A 22,428-nucleotide genomic window follows, 5' to 3' on the forward strand; every position below is an offset into this window, starting at 1 on the left:
TTATTTATATTATATGTTTAAGAATTGTATTGGTTAATATATAGTGATACCATTATATAAATTAAAAATATAATGTGATGGAGGTGTATGTAGGATGGTAAAAGATAATCATATAAAATTTTATATATTAATGGAAGTTTTAAAACAGTATTCAGACGAAGAAAATATTTTATCTAAAAAAGATATTGATAGATATATGAAAGAAAAAGGATATGAGCCAATTGGAGACAAGAGAACGGTAGATAGATATATACAAGACTTAATAAAATTAGGACTAGATATAGAGATTGTAGAAAAAAACAATAATTATAAAGGGTACTATATGATAAGTCATGAATTTGAGCCATATGAGTTAAGAATATTAGCAGATTGTATATATGCGAGTAAATTTATAACTAAAAAGAAAAGTGAAGAAATTATAAATAAGTTATGTAAACTTAACACTATATATAATAAATATGGTATAAGAAAGTATGCTTATATAGACGATAGATCGAAAGCTATAAATGAAGAGATTTTCTATAATGTAGACAAGATTGATCGGGCAATAAGTGAAGGTAAGAAAATATCATTTAATTATTATACATATGATGAAAGAAAGCAACTTGTAGCTAAATTGGATAATGAAAATAACATTAAAGTCTATAATGTAAATCCAGTAACAATGATATTGCAAAGAGATAAGTATTACTTAATAGGTGAAGGCAATAGTAGATCAGGTGTCTTAACTAACTATAGAATAGATAAAATAAAAAATATAAATATTCTTTTAGATGAAATTGATGATTTAAGTCATATAGAAGAATGTAAAAACAAGTTTAATCCAGTTGATTATACTAAGAAGTCATTTAAAATGTATTCTGGTAAAGAAACGAGTGAAATAGTATTAGAAAGTAACAAAGGATTATTAAGTATATTTATAGATGAATTAGGAGATGACGTATATATAGAAAAGCTAGGAGACGACTTATATAAGGTGAAGTTTGAAGCAAAGGTAAGTCAAGGTATTACTAAATGGATATTACAGCTAGGGCATAATGTAAAAGTTATTTACCCGGAAATTTTAATAAAAAATATTAAAGAAGAGATAGATAAGATAAATAATCTATATGGACAATAAGGTATGCATAAATATGCATACCTTATTGTTGTAGAATGTATAAATAATGTATACACTTACTTATATAACGTAATATATAATGGCATATTAGCCTAATTGTAAAATAAATGAAATATGGAGGTTAGAATGAGAGTATTACATACAGGGGACTGGCATTTAGGTAAAAATCTAGATGGAGCCAGCAGAATGGATGAACAAGAACAATTTCTAGAAGATTTTATAGGTATAGTAGAAGAAAATGATATAGATTTAGTAATAATTGCAGGAGATATATATGATACGAGTAATCCACCAGCAAGAGCAGAAAAGATGTTTTATAACACACTAAAGAATATTTCAAAAAATGGAGAAAGATTAACGTTAGTAGTATCAGGAAATCATGATAACCCAGAAAGAATATTAGCAGCTGGGCCACTTGCAATGGACCATGGAATAATAATGGTAGGAACACCAAAGACAGTTGTGTCAGTAGGAGACTATGGGAAACATAAAGTATTAAATTCTGGAGAAGGGTTTATAGAAATAGAAATAAATAAAGAAAAGGCAGTAATATTAACAGTACCTTATCCTAGTGAAAAAAGATTAAATGAAGTGTTATACACAGAAATGGATAATGACGAAGACAAGTTAAAAACATATAGTGATAGAATACATACATTATTTGATAAGTTAAAAGAAAACTATAGGGAAGATACTATAAACTTGGTAGTATCTCACTTGTATACAATGGGAAGTGTAGAAGGTGGATCAGAGCGAAGCATTCAATTAGGAGGAAGCTTTATAGTAAATGGAAGTTGCTTTCCAAAAGAAGCACAATATATAGCACTTGGGCATGTTCATAAGCCACAAATAGTACCAGGAACAGAAAAGAGAGCAAGATACTCTGGATCTCCTATTCATTACAATAAAAAAGAGATAAGTTACGATAAAAAATGCTTTATAGTAGATATACATCCAAAAGAAGAGTGTAAGATAGAAGAAATACCACTAAAAGTATATAAACCTATAGAAATATGGAAATGTGATGGTATAGAAAATGCAATACAAAAATGTGAAGAAAATAAAGATAGTAATTGTTGGGTGTACATAGAAGTAAGTACTGATAGATATATAAGAGAAGATGAAATAAAGAAAATGAAAGAATTAAAGAATGATATATTAGAAATTACTCCTAAAATAATAGGCAATGATGAAGAAGAAAATACAAGTGAGAGTATGTCACAAAAGTCATTTGAAGAATTATTTAGAGACTTTTATAAAAAAGAAAGAAGTGTAGAAGTACAGCAAGAAGTAGTAGATGTATTGTTATCGATATTAGGGGAGTGTGATATAGATGAGACCAATTAAGCTAAAGGTAAAAGGACTAAATAGTTTTATAGATGAACAAGAAATTGATTTTGAAGAACTTACAAGTAGAGGATTGTTTGGTATATTTGGACCAACAGGAAGTGGAAAGTCTACAGTACTAGATGGTATAACATTGGCTTTATACGGAAAGATAGCTAGAAAAAGCTCAAACTATATAAACTCTAATTGTGATAGAGCAAGTATAGTTTTTGAATTTGAAATATTAGGAGCAACTAAACGTAGATATATTGTGGAAAGAGGATTCAAAAGAAATAAAAATGGAGGAATAGATACATCGGGAGCTAAAATTACTGATATAACAAATGAAAAAGAAATACTTGCAGATAAATCAACTTTAGTTACGAAACAATGTGAAGATATAATAGGATTAAATATAGATGACTTTACAAGAACGGTAGTATTACCACAAGGTAAATTTAGTGAATTTTTAAGATTAGAAGGTAAAGATAGAAGAGAGATGTTAGAAAGACTTTTTAATCTTAAAGAGTATGGAGACGAATTATCACAGAAGCTATCAAAGGAAATATCTAAAGAAAAAAATAAGCATACATCACTACTGGGTCAACTAAAAGGCTATGAAGAAATAAATGAAGAGTACTTAAAAGAAAAATCTAAGAAAGCTAAAGAAGCTAATGAAAGTTTAAATAAAGCTAAAGATGAGCTAAAAACCATAGAAAAAACTTTTAAACAAAGTGAAGAAGTATGGAATTTACAATTAGAGCTACAAGGACACAAAGATGAAGAAAATAAATTGAAGTTAAACGAAGATGATATAAGGCAAAAAGATGGAAAAGTAATGCTAGGAGAAAGGGCATTAAAAGTAAGTCCGTATATAGATTCTTATGAAAATATATTAAAAGAAAATAAACTTAATGAAGAAGTTTTAGAAAATTTAACTAAAGACTTAGATAAATTAAAAGTTAAAAAAGAAGAAATTGAAAAAAAGCTAGATGTAATAACAAATAAAAAAGATACAGAAATACCAAAGTTAAAAATAAAAGAACAAAGAATAAAAGATGCTATAGAAGATAAAAAAGCATTAGATATAATAATGGCTGAAATTAATAGTGGAACAGATGAAATTAAGGAACTAGAAAATAGACGTAATTCAGATGATATTAAGTTAAAAGAAAATAATGAAAAAATAATTTTAGCAACTAATGAGTTGCAATCAAAAGAGCAAAAATATGAAAATCTTAAAATCGAAGATGGATTAAAAGAAAAAGTTCAACAAGGATTATTACTAAATCAAAAATATAAATCAATTTCTAAAATAGTTAAAGAGTATGAAAATAAAATAGGCAATATAAATAAAGAACTAGAAAACTTAAAACAAGAAAGTATTGAATTAAAAGTAGTAAAAGATGAAAAACAAAAACTTCTAAGTGATAAAAATAGTGAATTAGAAGAACTACTTAAAAATAGTCCAGGGGAATCAAGAGACTTATTAAATTTACAGGCGAAATTAAATATAGTTAAAGAGAATTGGGCAAGGTTTAATCAGTATACGAAAGAAAAAGAGAACGCTCAAAGTATATCAAAACAATTAAATGAAAGTTTGAAAGTTGAAGAATATAAAAAAGAAGATTTAGAAAAAGGCTTAGAAGAATTAAAGAATAAGTGTAAGCAAATACAAATAGAAAACTTAGCTCATAAGTTAAGACTAGAACTTAAAGAAAATAACCCCTGCCCTGTTTGCGGATCACTTGAACATCATAATGAAAACTTAGCAGATATAGATATTAGTCAAGCTAATTATATGGAGAAAGAAATAGATAAAAAAGAAAAAGAATTAAAGAAAATAGAAAGAAATATAACAGAGGCTAAAACTAAGTATGATACTCAAAAGGAAATAATTACTTTAAAGGTAGGTGAAATAGAAAAACTAGGAGATGAATTTAAAAATACACCATTAGAAAATGTTCAAAATGAGTTTGATAAGCTACAAAAGGATATAGAAGTATATGCAAAGCAAAAAGAAACATTAGAAAAGTTGATAAATATATTAAAGGAAGAAAATTATGATATAGAAAAATCATTAGAACAAGTTTTAACAAAACTACAAGACCGTGAAAAGTTATTAAAAGATACTAAAGTAGAACACGAAAAAAGTATAGTTGATTTAGATATTATTGAAGTTAATTTAAATAATCTAAAGTGTGAAAGTAAGGTAGAGGACTTTGAAGAAAAGAATAAAGAGATACTAAAGATAGAAAAAGAAAGAGAAGCTTTATCTAATGATATAAAAATATTAAGAAGTGAAATAGAAACTTTAGAGAAAGCTAAAGAATCTATAACTAGTGAAATTAATGTTATTAAGGAGCAGTTAGCAAAGGTACGTGCTACTGTAGAGGGTAAAGAAAGTGCTAAAGAGGAAAAAATAAACTCTATAAAGAATAAAGTGGATGATTCTACTAACTTAGAACAATCATTATTATCGATTGAAAAACAAATAAATCAAATAGACGAAGAATTTAAAAATACACAAGAACTTAAAAATAATGTAGATGAAAAGTACCAAGAAAGAAATGAAAAATATATATCTGCTATGACTAAAAAGGAAGAACTTACAAATAGAGAAGTTTCAGATAAGGAAAAATTAGAGTATAGTCTAAAAGAAGAAAGATTTGATAATATAGAAGATGTTAAATCTAAGATTATATCTAAAGAAATGATAAAAGAATTTAAAGCTGAGATAGAAATGTACAACGAAAGCTTAGTTAAAGTTACTGGTGCTATAGAGAATATAGTTAAAAAAATCAATAATAGGGAAGTTAGTAAAGAAGCTTGGGAAGAGATAAAAATAAGTAAGGTTCGAAAGGAAGAAGAAATTAATATACTGAATGAAAGTAAGATAAAGGTTGATGAAGAAGTAAAATATATTGATATTAAGTTAAAAGAATTAAAAGAGTTATTAAAGAAAAAAGAAGCGTTAGACCATAACTTAGGTATACTAGCTGATTTAGAGAAGTTATTTAAGGGTAAGAAGTTTGTAGAGTATGTTGCTTCTAACAGGCTTAAATATGTTTCCATAGAGGCTTCTAAGAGGTTGAAGGATATAACCAACGGTACATACGGTCTCGAGGTTGATGCTGATGGAAGATTTATTATAAGGGATTATAAAAATGGCGGCGCTCAAAGAGATGCGAGTACTCTGTCTGGAGGAGAGACATTCCTTGCTTCATTAGCACTTGCATTGGCTCTTTCTGCTGAGATTCAGTTAAAAGGAACTGCACCACTTGAGTTATTTTTCTTAGATGAAGGATTTGGAACACTAGATGAGGAACTATTAGAGGATGTTATGTCGTCTCTTGAAAGCATACATAATGATAAGCTTAAAGTTGGTATAATAAGCCATGTTGAGTCTATTAAAAATAGAGTTCCAAGAAAACTTATAGTTACTCCAGCAAAAGCAGGTAAAGGTGGAAGTAAGGTTAAAATAGAAGTTAGCTAGATGTATACTATTTAAATATGACAACCAGATACACAATATGAGCTCCTACACTAATATGGGCTCATATTGTATGTTTATCTTTAGTATTAAGCCAACAATCTCTATAAACATATTTATGATATAGTTTGTTTATAGAAATTATAAGTAAAAAATATTTAGGAGAAAGAATTTTAAGATAATAGATATAAGAACAATATTGAAAGAACAGTTTGAAGAAAGCATAGTAGTAGAAATCCCACTAAAGAAAAAATCTAGAAATGGTGATACAACATTTACAGCTATATTAAATAGTAATGGGATAGAAGTTTCTAATCTAGGGAATAAATCTATGCTTGAATTTAAAGCATTTGAGTTAGTAATACAATTATTAGAAAATAGCACTGATAGATGTATACAGTCAGGAAAGTATGAGAAGTATAAGCTAGGCGAAGGTGATTGCACGTTAGAAAGTATAAATGGATGTTTAGCGTATTATTTAGATGAAACAGAAATAGGTAAGTCTGTATTTAGAAGAAGCTCTGCTATAAATAATATATTGGTATGGTGTGGAGTATGTGAACATATCCGAGGAGGATTACGATTAAAATAATATATCTAGTAGTTGAAAATACACCACAGGGTACAACTGCTAAATTTATAAATTAATTAGTTAATAGTGTTTATACAAAATAGGTATGCATATATATGCATACCTATTTGTTGTAGTGAGATAAATAAATATATTACAATAATATGGTATTCAATAAGGTTTAGTAAATAAACGAACTATTGAATTATTTTATTCTAAGTATGCTAAGGAGTAGGTAAAGGAGTAAACAATGGCAAAAAAACATTTAAAGCAGTTAGGGTTTAAAATAACAGACGAATTTTTAGAAAAAAATAATTACAACATTTATAAAACAGATGAAAGTGTTGTAAAAGCAGTAAAACTTATAAGAAGTTATGCCAAGGATGTATTAAATAAAGAATGGATGGCGGGTAATGTTACTAGAATACCGCATGTTGTAAATTCAGTAAATCCAGTTGCGTTATTTATGAAATCAGAAGGTAAGGATGATGATTTTATAGCACTTTACTGTAATAGTACTTTAAAAACTGAAGAAGTTAAAAGAGCAATGTATATAATTACAAACTCAATAGAGGAATTTATAACTCAACATAAAGAGGGGATAGAAGAATATATGGGTTGTCCAGTAGAGATGGATATAAGTATAGATTTAAAATTACAAGGTCGTACAGAAGGCAAGTTTTTGAAAGATAACATAGCTTTAATAAAGGCACTGATACTAAAAGCAATGTCAGGAAAAGAATTAAAGATAGGAATGCAAGATAACGATAACTATGTTACACCATCTATTAATGTTAAACTGTATCCATGTTATAGCAAATCAGACGGTCATTACTTAATAACAGATGTTTTAGAATATAAAGATTATAAATATGCAATATACATATCGCCTCAAATCGAAGTAATAGATAAAGACATATACTTATTTCCTAATGTAGGGGTAAAGAGATTTATAAGAGGAATAGAAACAAAAGAAGCTATAAAATACAGCAAAGCTGATAGGAACACAATTCTTGTTCATGATGGAGAACATTATCATACACCTAGAGTATCTTTTGATAAAAAAAATCAAGAGATTAAAATAGTCTCAGGTGACTGGAAGCTGTTTAAGTTTTTAGACGATAAAGGGATAACATTTGAGGAAATAAAAGATTATGTAGAGGGTCAAGAAGAAAGTGATTTTATATTTGTACAATATCATCCAAAACTAGGGAGAAAAAGTAAAATAGGAAGTGGTTTACCAGCTCAGGATAAGTTAGATATATATAATTATATAAATAGAGTTATACCTGAATTAGAACCAATAAATGAATTAGAAGAAATATCATACAGGAATAAAGCTGGAGCTATAAATAACAGTAATAAGTTAATTTTAGCTAATACGATATATAGAAATAATGTAAGCAATATCAATTTGTATATTGTGCATGATGGAGAAAATAAAATATTTGATACTGTTGTAGATACTATAGAAAATGGTATTTTTGCAGGGAACAAAGGATTAGATAGATTAGAAGGATATAATTATAGACTTTTGGTTGGAGATGGTAAGGAAGTATTATTAAAACTAGTAAATACACCAGTAAAAGGTACACTGTCACCTAAAGAAGACAAGGAAGAAATAGGAGATAGGTTATTAAATATAAATAAAGAAATTAACTTTGAAGGTGATTTTAATATTGCACTTGTTGAGTTAGAAAATAGAAATGATAGTACAGATGCTAAAAATATCTTACGTAATAGTTTAGATAAAATTGGTATAATAAATCAATTTATAGAAAAAAAAGATGAAGAAATATCTCATAGAGTAAGAGCAGCAATATTAGATTTATTAAATGATATAGGGTTTGGAAATGCCAATCAAGCAATTAAAGAAAATCAAGTTATATACACTATGCATAAAATAAAAGATACAAATATTATTGCAAGATTAGACAATGAAAGCATAGAATTATATATACCATCAGTAGTAGAAGAATTTATTCATATTAGCAACGTATATAGCTATTTAAGCGAAGTAAGTTTACATAAATCCAACAATAATGAGTTAAGTCTAGATACATTTATAAATTTATTAAATGAGGAAAAACGAGAAAAGATTGTGGTTTTAGAAGAAGGAGAAGTTAAAAGAAATAGTATTTTAAATTCTATGGATTTAGAATCTATAGAAAGGATAAAAAGAAATGCAGATATATATATTACAACTGATTTATTAAATCGTGAGTTTATTCAAATACTGAATGATGAGATTTCATTAGGTAAAGGATTGTATGAGTCTCATGACAATGTGTATATTTCAGTAGGAGAAAAGGTACAAGGAAATAATAGTACAGTTGTTGCTTCTAAAGTAAGAGCGTGGACTAATACAAAAGGTGGGACAAGTGTAGGAGCTACAACAGAATATAAAAACAGAATAGCTTTCGAGATAAAATCTAATAAAGATGATTTTGATATTATTAAGTTAATCCATAATTTAAGATTAAATGTGACTACATACAAACATTTAAATAGAATTATAATAACTGACTATATAACAGGATTAGAGAAACATATATAAGTTTTTGTGAAAACTTAAAACATAATATATGGTCCGATAGTAAAACGCAGTATAGTCGGACCTTCTAAAAAGGAGGACAAATGAAAAATACTCAAGATACACTGATGGAATTTATAACGTTTATAAAAAATGAAACACTTGGTGCTAAGATGGATTATAAACGTATTGATATTTTATACGACTATAAATATAAGCTATTTGAAAATTGTACATTGATAAATTTTATTGATAAATTATGTTCATTACCGGTAAGTGAATACATAGAGGGTGTAGAAGAAATACAAGAACCTTTATTAGATGAAGATTGTAGATTGAATGATGTTTGGAGTAAATGGCATACAGATATATTTGATACTCCGAGTAAAAAACAAGATGAACGTTTTGAAAAGTTTAGAGAAGAGTGTTTCAAAATTCAAAGTAAGGACAAAGAACAAGCAGATGAACTATATAGAACTACAAGAAAATTTATAATAGAAAATCCTATATTAAAAAATAGACAAGAAATGAAGTTTGCTTTTATGGGAACAAAAGTAGATTTTTTAAATAAACAAATAGGACTAGATTACATTAAAGATTGTTATCACATGGTAAGTAAAGATACTGATTATTTAGCCTGTAATGAATGTGGATATGTAAAAGAGTTAGAAGGAAGAGAAATAATACATAGATTATGTAATATTCCAAAGTTTGAAGAAATTACATTAAAAAGAGGGACATTAATTGCAAAGTCAATTATATACTCAAGTATTGTAAGACCAGGAAGATTTGAAATGAAAATATTTGAAGCACTATTAGAAGCAGGTATTGATGCAAGATTATTCCCTGATATAGAAGTAGATGGAGATATAGAAATATCAATAAATAATCAAGAAATATATTTAGATATGAAAGCATATTACCGTAATACTGACTTAAAGAAAGAAATTTTAAATAAGAATGGATATCTTAAAGACAAATATAAAAATAGATGGATTATAGTTCCTGATGAATATTATTTAGATCAAAAAAGAGAGTTACGAAATATTATAAACAGTGGTAATAGTAGGATATATAACAAAGAGGATTTAATAGATAAAGTAATTAGGATGGAAAGGAATAATATATGCTAAGATACAGTTATTTAAGAATGTCCACAGATAGTGAAAGAGAAATATTTGTAGACACATTTGGAGACATTGCAAAAACAACAATTGAAAGTTTAAAAATTAAAGGTGGTGGAAGAAGCCAAAACCTCAAAATTAATAAGTTTATATATGTTGAATTGCTTCTATTTACTGCTTATGAAATTTACAAGAGGCCTTTTAGTACAGATGAAGTTTTATTATTGTTTTCAACTGTGCATAAGATGTTTATAGATACTACAAGGGAACAGGACAAGTTTATAATTCATGCTCATACCTTTTTAAATAGTTTTGCAGAAGAATGGGAAAAGAGAATTTTAATACAAACTTTTTATTTTAAACAGAATGATGAAATAGTAAAAAATAGCATGTTATTTAAAAAAGATAAAGGTGGTAATATACATTTAAATGGAAATATAAAGTATTATGCAGACAGAATTAATTCATACAAAAAAGTATTAACGGATAGTTATTATATAGCTTTGGATGAAGGGAAAAAAGATGATATTATAACCCCATTATTAAACCAACGAATCCAAGAAAAAAATACATATAACATAATTGAAAAAGTAGAAAAAGTAATTAAAAGCATAGACGATGATTATATAAAAGATATGGATAAGTATGTAAATGAACCATATTATTATAAAAATTATAAAGAAATAGATCTAGAAGAAGTAAAAGCATGGTCCGATGGAATTGTACATATAGCAGGACCAACAGGAGCAGGTAAAAGTGTACTTTTTGATATTTATATAAAGAAGCTAACTGAAGAAGGTTTAAAGGTACTTTATATTACAGACACACATGCCCCAGCATCAATAAATACTAAAATAAAATATGATGATCTAGGAATAAACTCTACTATTATAATGGGAAAAAATAGACAGAAGCATATTGATAAATTTATACAAAGCAAAGAAAAAGTGAGTATGTTTAAAATAATTAAAGATAATAAAAAATTATTTGATAATCTAGACTTTACTTGTACAAATAGCGATATGCATGTTTGTCAAAGGTGCAGTAAGGATATTACAAAAACTAGTGATGGAGAATGTAACTTTTACAAAATGTACAAAAGCATTGAAAAAAGTGACCTAGTAATTACTACCCCATATAATCTTTTTTCAACACTAGTAACGCAAAAGGTAGATAAATCAACAAGAACACCTTTTGAAATACTTAATATTTGGGCTGATGTAATTATAATTGATGAAGTAGACAAGATACAAGAAATATCAGAAGAAATATTTTGTGATCTAATGCAGGTATATTCTATGGATACCGTTGCAAGTGCTAGAGGTCAGCATTTAGAAGAATTTATGAAACTTTTACATAATTTTTTCACCAGAAATAATTTTGTAAATATTCCTAAAATCAAAGAGTATAAAGAAAATGTAACTAATTATGATGTGCAAATTGATATGCTACATTTACTATTTTTCCATCAAGAAAAATCAACAAGCAATATAAGAAGTTGGCTAGGAAGTAGAGATTTTACGATAACACAATTAATAGAAGAGTGGACAGAAAAGTATATTAGTAGTGTTAAGATTAAAGATGGAGATATATTAGATGAAAAGAAGATAATAAATAGAATACATGCAACTTTAAATTTTAATATTGATACCATTAGAAAAGAAATAATTAATAAGATAATTGAAAAATATCAAAATGATGATATAGAAATAGATAAGATATTTGATGGTGTATTAAAAGATTTTAAAAGAATATTAACAAATATAAGATTAACACAAGAGCAAGAGGAAGAATTGAATATTAATGGTATTAACTTTGACAAAGATGATATAAAAATTAATTTCAAAAAAGTTAAAGAAATCAATAAAAGAAATGAAGAATTAACATTTATCGTACTGTTAGCCTCAATAAATAGTTATTTAGATAGTGTGTATAAAAACTATAAAGCTATTTTTGAACTAGGAATACAAAGTAACTTTAAACAAGATAGTAAAAATAAAGAGAGTCAAAGTTTCTTGCCAGTAGCACCAAAGGCTGAAAATCATATTTTTGCAACTAAACCTCTTATAAAAGATATTGATGGATATCGTTTAGATATAGGTTATGAAGGTGTTACATTAAAAAAGAAAATATATAGTGGCATAGGTAGAGAAATATTATTCAATAATCCATATGCAGTAAGTACAATGTATGATATACCAACACCATTTATGTATATTACTAGTGCTACAGGAGCAGGTATAGGGTCAAGTTTATACAATATAAAACATCAAGTTAACTACCTACTAAAACGTACAGATTATACGAATAGTAAAGTGAATTTTAAATGTTATGTTTACAAAGATATTAATGGTGAACCTATTAGAGTTAGTGGTCATAAGGATAAATTTTTAAGAGATAAAAATATTATTGAATTGAGCAAAAAAATAAGAGGAAGTATCATATCTCCGCTTGAAGAAAGTGATACAGGAATATTAATTGTTACGACATCTTATCAAAATGGAAAGTTAATATTGGAGCAATTATTACAAGATGGAGTTAATGCAAAGTGTCTATATAGTGAAGAATTAGGGCAGTTTGATAGTAAAAAGTATATTAACAAGTTAGATATTGAAAAAGAAGCTAAGAATGTGAAAGTATTTATAGCTGTAGATACTATTATTGGGAGAGGATATAATATTGTAAATAGTAAAGGAAAGAGCTATTTTAGAGATATTATAATTATAAATAGAAAAATGCCAAATCCAACTGATTTAAAGTCAAAGATATCTTATATACATAAATATTTAACTATTCCATCGGTCCATGATGATTATAAATCCTTAAAGCGTGATATGTACAAAATGAATAGGAAAATAAGTGATTTAAATACATATAGCAGCGCACCTAAAGATGTAAAGGAAGCAATAGCAGGAAATACTGCAGTACTACTTAAGCAGATAGCAGGAAGAGGGCAAAGAGGTGGTACAAGTGTAAATATACATTTAGTAGATAGTGCATTTTATCCAGCTACAGCTGAGAGTGGTGAAAATGAAATGATTGATACAAGTAAGACAAGTATTTTTACGGCTTGGCAGGATATATTTAATAAGGATAATCCTGTTGTAAATTATTTATACAAGGATATTAGGGATGGATTAAATAATTACGATTTGATAATAGAAGAATAGGGAGAAACTTAAGTGAAGATAGAAGATATAAGGCTAAAGATAGGAATGAGTAAAAGAGAAGTAAATGCATTCGTTAGCGAGTGGATAGAATTTGATGATAGTGTTTATTCAGGTGTGGATTTTAAACATAATTGGAAATGTAAGTGTGGTAATTTTATAAAAGATAGATCATGGTATAACATACAAAAAAAGAAAAGACTAACTTGTAAGGTATGTTCAAATTTTAAGAAACATAGAAGTATAGCTAAAGATATAATAAGTAAAAGCAAGCATGTATGTAATATAAGTGATGTAAATATAGTTGCATCAATGACAAGTAGAGAAGTTAATCAAATTATTTCTAAATGGTTATTATTAAATGATGACGTGTTTAAAGGAAGTAATCATAATCATGAATGGGCATGTAAATGTGGGAATATATTTACCAGAGCATGGGGGGATATAAAGAGTAAAAATAGAATAGAATGTAAAGTGTGTAGATATAACAAAATTAAAAGTGAACATAAAATTAAAGTAGAATATACTGATGAATATGAATATATAGACACTTATTTTATTGGTGATTTTATACCTGAAGAAAATGAAATTACAGCAAAAATAAAGGTAAAGTTACGCCATAAATATTGTAATGAAACATATATTACTAGATTTGAAGATTTAGATAAATCGAAATGTCGCAAATGTTGTGGGAAGTATGAAAATAGTTTTGCATATTACATAGAAAAAGAGCTAAATGAAAGATTAGATAAATATTGGGATTTTGAAAAAAAAACAGTTAACCCTTATTTTACATATAAAAATTATATAGGAAGTAAAACTAATATTGACAAAGTATGGATAAAATGTATTAATGAAAAAAAGCCTCATCATGAAAGTTATAAGATAAGTTGTCCAGAATTTGTTAAGGGAAATAGGTGTTCATATTGTAGTCCCAATAGTGATGAGAATGTACATATACTTGATTCTATATATACAAAATTTAATAACATAGCTAAGATGATATATTCAGATGAATTTAATAATAAAGTTGATACAAAAAAGATTCTTCCATATTCTAATAAGAAATTTTACTTCAAATGTAGTAAATGTGGAGAAGTAGGGACTAAAGCTAGAAGACTAAGTGATATTGTTAAAAATGGATATCCTTGTAAATATTGTTCTGATGGAGTATCTATACCAGAAAAATTCGTTGCAAATATATTAAGACAAAGCAATACAGAATTTATAACTCAGTTAAGTAAAAAAGATGTTGAATGGATTACAGATGGTACTAGATATGATTTTTATATACATGAATTAAATATGATTATAGAGGTAATGGGAGAGCAGCATAAAAATTATACTGGATTTAGTAGAAAACTAGATGAAGAAAAAGCTAATGATATAAAAAAGTATAATCTTGCAACCTATAATGGAAAAATCGATATATATTTACAGATAGACTGTGAAAAGACAGAGTTAGACTGGATGAAGGAAAATATAAAAAAGGAGTTAAGTGATTATATTGATTTAGATAATGTAAATTGGGAGGAAGCATGGGAAAATAGTCAAAATAGTTTGTGTATAGAATCATGGAAACTATGGAATAAAGGAATTAGAAGTACAAAGGAAATTGGGGAAATATTAACTTTACATTATGGCACAGTTTGTCAATACTTAAAAAGAGGTGCAGCAATTGGAAAATGTGACTACTGTAGTGAAACTGAAATGAGAAAATATGATAAACAAAACTTAAAATGTAACAAAATTAAAGTAAGATTATTATTTAAAAATGGAGATTATAAAGATTTCGATTCAATGGCAAATTTATGGGATTTTATTGGAATAAGTCATAGTGTGTATTACAAATATATAAAGACTAATGGAAATGTAATAAATATAGATAATTTACCAAAATGTACAAAAACAACCTTGGATAAGTTGATAGATTATAATGGATGTAAAATAGAATTATATAATAAAAATTAATCATTAAGGTAATCCCATATATTGGTATTACCTTAATTTTTTGATATGATAGATATATATTTTTTTTCATATTGGTATTATTAAAATATGAAAGCAGAAAAAGTTATGTAGGTAATTATATTAGAGACTTTATAAAGGGGATATGATATTGAAACTAGTATAATAATTGGACAAATATAAATGTTTTAAACTTAAATATATTACATTATTAACCCTAAAGTATATTATATGGTAAGTATTAAATATGTATAGTTTTTAAATAAATAGTAATGCAAGAAGAAAGGAAGAAATACATGAGTGAAGAAATTACAAATGATTTAGTTCGATATTCTAGAGCCGGTGATGTCTTTCATTATAGATGGGTAGCTTTGAGGTGTTTAAACATGATACACCCATTATCCAATGTTAATATGATAATGGTAGAAAGTTCCAAAGAATCTAAATCTCCGGGGGAATACATTATAGATGCGGCCGAATATGTAACGAAAGAAGAGAATGAAGAAATACATTATTATCAGTTAAAGCATTCTACTGTTAGGTCAGATAAAAATTTTACATTATCAGAATTAAAAGATAGTATTAGTGGATTTGCTGAGCGATACATAGATCATAGGAGCAAAGGTGATTATACAAAGGTAAATTTCTATGTAATTACTAATAGAGTTATATCATCGACACTTAAGAGTAATATAGTAAAAATAAAAGATGGTAAAAGTTGCACACAAAAGTTTACTGATTTATTAAAAGAATACACAAAGCTCGATGGAGAAATACTTTCTGATTTTTGTGGAAGGCTTTATCTTTTAGATGGATATGGAGATTATCAAGCATTAGGGAATGAACTTTACTTTAAAATGGGAAACTTACTTTCAGGCGATTTAGATGATTCGAAGATAGATACATTAGTATCCATGATATCAAATAAAGTATTGCCGGATTCTGATGGACGAATATGTGTAGAAGATGTACTCAAGAGATTGGGGTGTTCATCAATACGAGATATGTATCCTGCCACAGCTGAATTCGATGTACCAAGTAATATTTTTATAAGAAGACAGTATATAGAACTAATAGAAGGAATTAAAAATACAGATCAGAATGTTATTGTACATGCTCCAGGTGGAGTAGGTAAAAGTGTGTTCGCTCAAGCTATTGAATTAACTAGAAAAGATGATGTGGTAATATTATATGATTGTTTTGGAGCAGGTAAATATCGTAACCGTAGTAAGATAAGGCATACTTACAATATTGCACTAACACAAATAATTAATGAATTAGCAACTAGGGGATTATGTGATCCAATGCTAACTTTGAGGCATGCTAGAGAAAGTGAAATTTTAAACACGTTTTTTAATAGAATAGAAACAGCCATAAATAACCTGAGAAGTAAGCACAATGATAGAGAATTATATATTGTAATTGACGCAGCTGATAATGCAGAAATGGCAGCAAAAGAATTCAATGATAGTTGTTTTGTTCATGAGCTAATTAGAGAACAGATGCCAAAATACTGTCATTTGATTATGACTTGTAGAACAGAAAGAATAAATTTGCTACAGCCGACTTCGTCAACTAAGCAGCTTGAGTTATTACCATTTTATGTAAACGAGAGTGAAGAGTATCTACAAGAAAGGTTAGATGAAATTTCAACTGAGGAATGTATAGAAATACATAGGCTAACTAGTGGAAATCCACGTGTACAGTCAAATGCAGTAGAATTTGCAAAAGGAGATAAGAGTTTAATATTGAAATACCTTGGTCCAAAGGGAACTACAGTAGAAGGTCAAATTCAATACCAATTAGATTATGCTATAAATAAAATAAAAGATAATTTGAGTGATAACTATAAAGAGCAAATAGATACTATTTGTTGTGGATTAGCTACATTACCACCATTTATACCTATATCTGTATTAGCTAAAGTATCAAATGTTAAAGAAACAGTCATAAAAAGTTTTATTTCTGAACTAGGTAGAACATTATTGAAACTAGATGGAGTAGTCCAATTTAGAGATGAGCCAACAGAATCATGGTTTAGAAATGAGTATATTGGAAAAAAAGAACAAATTGAGGTTTTTATAAATCGAATAAAAGAATTAGCGAATGAGTCTGTATATGTATCTGAGGTATTACCGGTATTATATCTACAGGCTGAAAAGTATGAAGAACTAATTTTGTTAGCATTATCTGAAGAACATCTTCCTAATAAAAATCCTATTGATTCAAGAAGTGTAAGGATGTTTAGATTAGAATTTGCGTTTAGGGCAGCATTAAAATCTAGGAAACATGCCGATGCAATTAAGATAGCATTACTAGCAGGAGAAGAAAGTGCAGGTAATAGTAGGCAAAATGAGTTACTTAAGAATAATACTGATTTAATACCAGTTTTACAGAACAAAGAAAAAGTGCAAGAACTAGCGTTTAAGAGAATTCATTCTGGAAAGTGGTTTGGGAGTGAAAATGTATATATATCATCGTTACTAGCAAGTATACCAGAGTATAAAGGTGAAGCCTTAAGTTATTTTAAATCTGCTAATAAATGGATGAATATATACCTAGATGGACGAACTCTAAAGAATAATAAGTACTCTGACGATTATTTAAAAGAAGATGAGATTGCAGAACTAACATATGCTTGTTACGTATTATATGGGTTAAATAAAGCTATAGAGTTTATGCTGAGTTGGAAGCCACTATCTTTAGAATTTAATTTATTTAGAAGGTTTACTAAGCATCTAATTGATTTTGGTGAATTTGATGTAATAAATGAAATGAGTAAAATAGTATCATTGAATATGTATGCTGTTATGGGAGTTAATTATGAATTAGAGAAGGTAGGATTGTTTATTGATAAAGATGCACTGAGTATAAGTATATTAAACTCAGAAATGCAAGATATCGAGTATATATATATATATGGTCTACACAGAGACCAGAAAGTAAATGTTATATTAGCATATATTGAGGCTTGTATTCATCATAATATAAATTGTGACAATCTATATTTACTAATTGAAAAATATCTGCCTAAAAAAGCTAGTTATTCTTTTGCCAGTAATCATTTTAGTGATGATAGGGATCAATTCATTAGAAGTAGAGCTATAATTAGTAGTATGAATAAAATAGGAGAAGAAGAGTGGCTACCAGAAGATAGAGACAGAATAAATAAGAATGAATATGAAGAAGTATATGACATTTTATTTTCATGGTATGAATTTAGACTGAGATGTATTAAAGATTCAAAACAGAGTAATGTTGATGAAATGAAGAAAATAGAAGTAGAAACTTTAAAAAGATTGAATACACGCTATCTAAAATATGATAGTTTACCATATGAAATATCAAAGTTAAGGATGAATATATTAATGTTTAGTCATAGTCTCAAAGAAAATGAAGTAAACTTAATGTATCAATATATAATAGATAATAGACTGCATTTTAGATTAAATTGCCAATTAGCTTTTTTAAGAGCATCAAAGAGGTTATATCATCTTAAAGAAATACATGATGAATTAGAATTCTTAACATCAGAAGATATAGAGGCTGCAGAATTAGAATGTGAAGTCAAATTAGAAACATATGTAGATTTAGCAAGAGCGGTAATGGTTACATCTACAGATGATGCAGTAGAATATTTTAATAAAGCTATAGAGTTAGCTAATAAATTTGGTGATGAACTACCGTATAGGTGGAATGCCATTACTGAAATTGCAGAGAAATGTTCTGCAGAGTTTAGTCGGGAGGATGAGTTAGCATACAGGTTCATTAGGTGTGCAGAAATGGTTGGAGAAAATGTAGCAAGAGAAAAATATTGGGATAGAGATAGAGCTATGAGAATTTGCACACAATTGTCAGGGACTGAGGGGTTAGGAGCTATAAGTAGATGGAGAGAACGTAATATAGGTGACTTTACAAGACTATTTCCCATTGTTGCTGAAAGCTTAGTTAGCAAAGCCTATTTACCTTCGAAGGCTGCATGGTCTTTGTCTGCGTTTATAGTAGACAAGCAGATCTTAAGATACTCAAAAGTATGCTCTAAGATAGAAACAGATATTAATATATCCAGGAAAATAGAAGAACAAGGGAAATATTATTTTGATTTAATGGAAGTTAATGATTTAAAAGAAATAAAAGGTTCAGGTTATCAAAGTAATATAGAGGAAGATACTATGATCCCTGAAGAACTTTATAGTGTACTAAATAGTATTGTGAGTATAAGTGAAAAAGATATTAAAACATTATTTGATCATATAAGTAATAGTAGAGATTATTATAAATATAAAGAACAGTTTTGGAATCAAGTATATAGTAAAGTATCTATTAATAACTCTTATAATTTCATAATGTGTGCACTTAATTTGCCAAATGGGGATTACTATACGTATACTGATTTATTAAAGTATATTCCATATGTATGGTTTAAAAAACCTAGCTTTAGAAAAAGATGGCATAATATCTTAAAAAATGTAGCAATGAAATATTCAGTAGAGCTATTAGATAAGTATAGAAGAGATATATTTATTGACGATATTATTAAAGAACGTAATGATGTAGAATCAATAATTGAAGGTATAATAATAGGTATATCCGAGTACAAGTACTTAGAAGATACTGATTATTTTAAATATATAACTATTGCAATTAATTTATTAGATTGTTCAGAGACAAAAAATATTTTAGATTTTTCACTAAAAAGATTAGAATTACATATACCAAATGATTTTGCTAAAGTAGAAAGATGCAAAAGTGATTATGATGAAGTTGAATCAAGTATACAATTAAGTAGATTTATTTGGACAGCTTTAGGTTCACCAGAAGCTTCGATAAGGTGGCAAGCTGTACATGCTATAAAAAGACTTTCTGAGTTTAATTGTGATGAAATAATTAATGAGTTGATAAAAATAGAAGATCATGAAACAATAGGGTTATTTAGGCATAAAGATTATCCACATTATACTTTACATTCAATTTTATATATGTTAATAGGATTGAAAAGAGTTTCAATTGATAATCCTGATAAATTATTAATTAATAAAGATAAATTTATGTACTATGCTACAGGATTTATTCCGCATGCATTGATTCAAAAATATGCAGTGGACATCATAAAAGCTATTGAAAAAAAGTTTCCTGGCACATATAGTAAAGAGTCTTATAATGAAGCTATAAATAGTATTAAAAGTACCTTTTCAATTATTGATAAAAATAATATAAATAATATTATTATAGATAAAGAAGAAGGTATTAAAGAAGAAGGATTTTATCATGGCTATGACTTTGTTAGATATTGGTTTGAACCATTAGGGAAAGTATTTGGAGTTTCAGAACACTATATAAAGAGTAAAGCTGACAAAGTAGTAATAAACCTACTCAACATTAATAGTAAGGAGGATTATGATGTAAGAAACGAAATCTGGCAAGAATCTAGGTATTATGAGATGACATATCACTCACACGGCGCATATCCTAAGGTAGAAAAATATAATTTTTATATATCATATCATGCCATGCTAGTGGTAGCTTCTAAGCTACTAAAAGAAAAGCCACTTACAAAATATTATGAATGGACAGAAAGACCATGGGAAGAATGGCTAAAAAAACATGATATATCTTGTGATAAAGGATATTTTTTATCAGAATTAAGAAATAAAATACCAAAAGATATACAGGCATGGTATGGAGGCTCAAAAGATAATGAATGGAATGAATGGATAGATACTATTAGAGAAGATGACTTTATAAGTGCAGTAGAATCTGGAGACGATGATATTTGTATATCTGGATATTGGGAAGTAAAGAAACATGACTATCATCACTATAAGGAAGAGGTTATTATATCTTCTGCACTTGTATCTAAAGAAGGTTCAAGTGAATTGGTTGTCGCATTAGAGAGTTATGAAAATCCGCATGATTATAAACTTCCAGAATATAGAGAAGAACCATGGGAATATGATGATAATGTATTTAAACTGAAAGGGATAATTGAAGATGTAGATACAGAATCTGGAATTGATAAATTTGATCCTTGGGCAGGTGGAATATTAAATTGGAATTGTAGTATAGGAGAAGAATACTTGAATTTGCTACCGAAAGAAGCCGTTAGAGGTTATATGTGGAGCATTCCATATATAGGAGATAAGGAGCAAGAAAATTTAACTGGAAAAAGATTGAGTGTAACAAAAAACTCTTTGAAGGAATTAGTTAATAAAACAGGATTATATGTAGTCATTGAGGTGCAAATCAGAAGGAGTTTTGAACCTAATTATCAAATAGATTATTCATATAAGCCACCACTTCACAGAATATTTTTATTTAATGAAAAAGGAGCGTTACAGAGTGAATGATGAAAAATATAGACTAGGAGAATTACTAGTGAATGAGCTTGAAGACAATAATGATATGATTTCTAGATGGATAGCTTATTATATTGGTAAGCAAATGGATATAGCAAAGAATAGTAGTGGATGTGAAAAAGAAGAAGCTGAACAAAAATGCTTTGATAGTATTTTAAAATTATGGGATCGCAGAGTAGAATTACCTAATAACAAATATCCATTCAAAAACTTAGCTTCAATACTTGAGGTTATAGAAAGTATTGATCCGGAAAATGATAGAAGTTTTTATATACGAAATGCGTTGCCAACTTGTTCAAATCAAAGTGATGTTACTGAAAAATTAAGAATGATAAAAAATATAGATAAAGTTTCGAGGATATGTATCTCTTTTATATTAAGTGAAGTAATGAAAGAAACTAAGGATAATATGATATCAGATTGGTGTGAAGCATGCTTAAAGCATTTAGATAGTAATTCACTTGAAACAAGTATTATTGACAGATTATTGAATGAAGGTACTTGTATAGATAAATTTGAAAAATTAAGTTCTACTGAAACAAGAATTAAGGAATTAGAAGAGTTTCAAAAAACTAGTAGCAAAATAATAGAGATGTATAATAAGGAATCGATCTGATTAATTAAATATAGATAGGATGAATATAATAGAAAATCACAATGTTTAAACATTGTGATTTTTACTTTTAAAAGTAATAGACATATATTGATTTATATGTCGTTAAGTTATATAAACGTGAATTAAATGTATAAAATTATATATAAAAATAATT

10 protein-coding genes are annotated in these 22,428 nt (G+C 27.6%); all 10 read left to right on the forward strand.

Going from position 1 to position 22,428, the window contains the following annotated elements; genetic code table 11:
• The first annotated feature begins 94 nt into the window (after nt 1-94).
• Complete coding sequence (locus ACI48P_RS07270; RefSeq protein WP_475214821.1) at nt 95-1,120, forward strand: helix-turn-helix transcriptional regulator; 1,026 nt, start codon at nt 95-97, stop codon at nt 1,118-1,120.
• A gap of 126 nt (nt 1,121-1,246) precedes the next feature.
• Nucleotides 1,247-2,467, forward strand: a complete 1,221-nt coding sequence (locus ACI48P_RS07275; RefSeq protein WP_475214822.1) for an exonuclease SbcCD subunit D — start codon at nt 1,247-1,249, stop codon at nt 2,465-2,467.
• Nucleotides 2,454-5,942, forward strand: coding sequence for an AAA family ATPase (locus ACI48P_RS07280; RefSeq protein ID WP_475214823.1), 3,489 nt, complete (start codon nt 2,454-2,456; stop codon nt 5,940-5,942). The genes ACI48P_RS07275 and ACI48P_RS07280 overlap by 14 nt, the downstream gene beginning before the upstream one ends.
• A gap of 196 nt (nt 5,943-6,138) precedes the next feature.
• Complete coding sequence (locus ACI48P_RS07285) at nt 6,139-6,531, forward strand: hypothetical protein (protein WP_475214824.1); 393 nt, start codon at nt 6,139-6,141, stop codon at nt 6,529-6,531.
• Between the two features lie 229 nt (nt 6,532-6,760).
• Nucleotides 6,761-9,067: a hypothetical protein gene (locus ACI48P_RS07290; protein WP_475214825.1), complete on the forward strand. Its 2,307-nt coding sequence runs from the start codon at nt 6,761-6,763 to the stop codon at nt 9,065-9,067.
• Between the two features lie 80 nt (nt 9,068-9,147).
• Entirely contained in the window at nt 9,148-10,176 is a 1,029-nt protein-coding gene (locus tag ACI48P_RS07295) for a restriction endonuclease-related protein (RefSeq protein ID WP_475214826.1), read from the forward strand.
• Nucleotides 10,170-13,337 (forward strand): hypothetical protein, encoded by a 3,168-nt coding sequence (locus tag ACI48P_RS07300; protein WP_475214827.1) that lies wholly within the window; start codon nt 10,170-10,172, stop codon nt 13,335-13,337. Before ACI48P_RS07295 ends, ACI48P_RS07300 begins: the two co-directional genes overlap by 7 nt.
• A 12-nt stretch (nt 13,338-13,349) precedes the next feature.
• On the forward strand, nt 13,350-15,305 hold the full coding sequence (locus ACI48P_RS07305; RefSeq protein WP_475214828.1) for a hypothetical protein: 1,956 nt from the start codon (nt 13,350-13,352) through the stop codon (nt 15,303-15,305).
• 293 nt (nt 15,306-15,598) lie between these two features.
• On the forward strand, nt 15,599-21,649 hold the full coding sequence (locus tag ACI48P_RS07310; RefSeq protein ID WP_475214829.1) for a P-loop domain-containing protein: 6,051 nt from the start codon (nt 15,599-15,601) through the stop codon (nt 21,647-21,649).
• On the forward strand, nt 21,642-22,274 hold the full coding sequence (locus ACI48P_RS07315; protein ID WP_475214830.1) for a hypothetical protein: 633 nt from the start codon (nt 21,642-21,644) through the stop codon (nt 22,272-22,274). Before ACI48P_RS07310 ends, ACI48P_RS07315 begins: the two co-directional genes overlap by 8 nt.
• The last annotated feature ends 154 nt before the right edge of the window (nt 22,275-22,428 follow it).

Source organism: Romboutsia sp. LXY-2, from assembly GCF_056171995.1.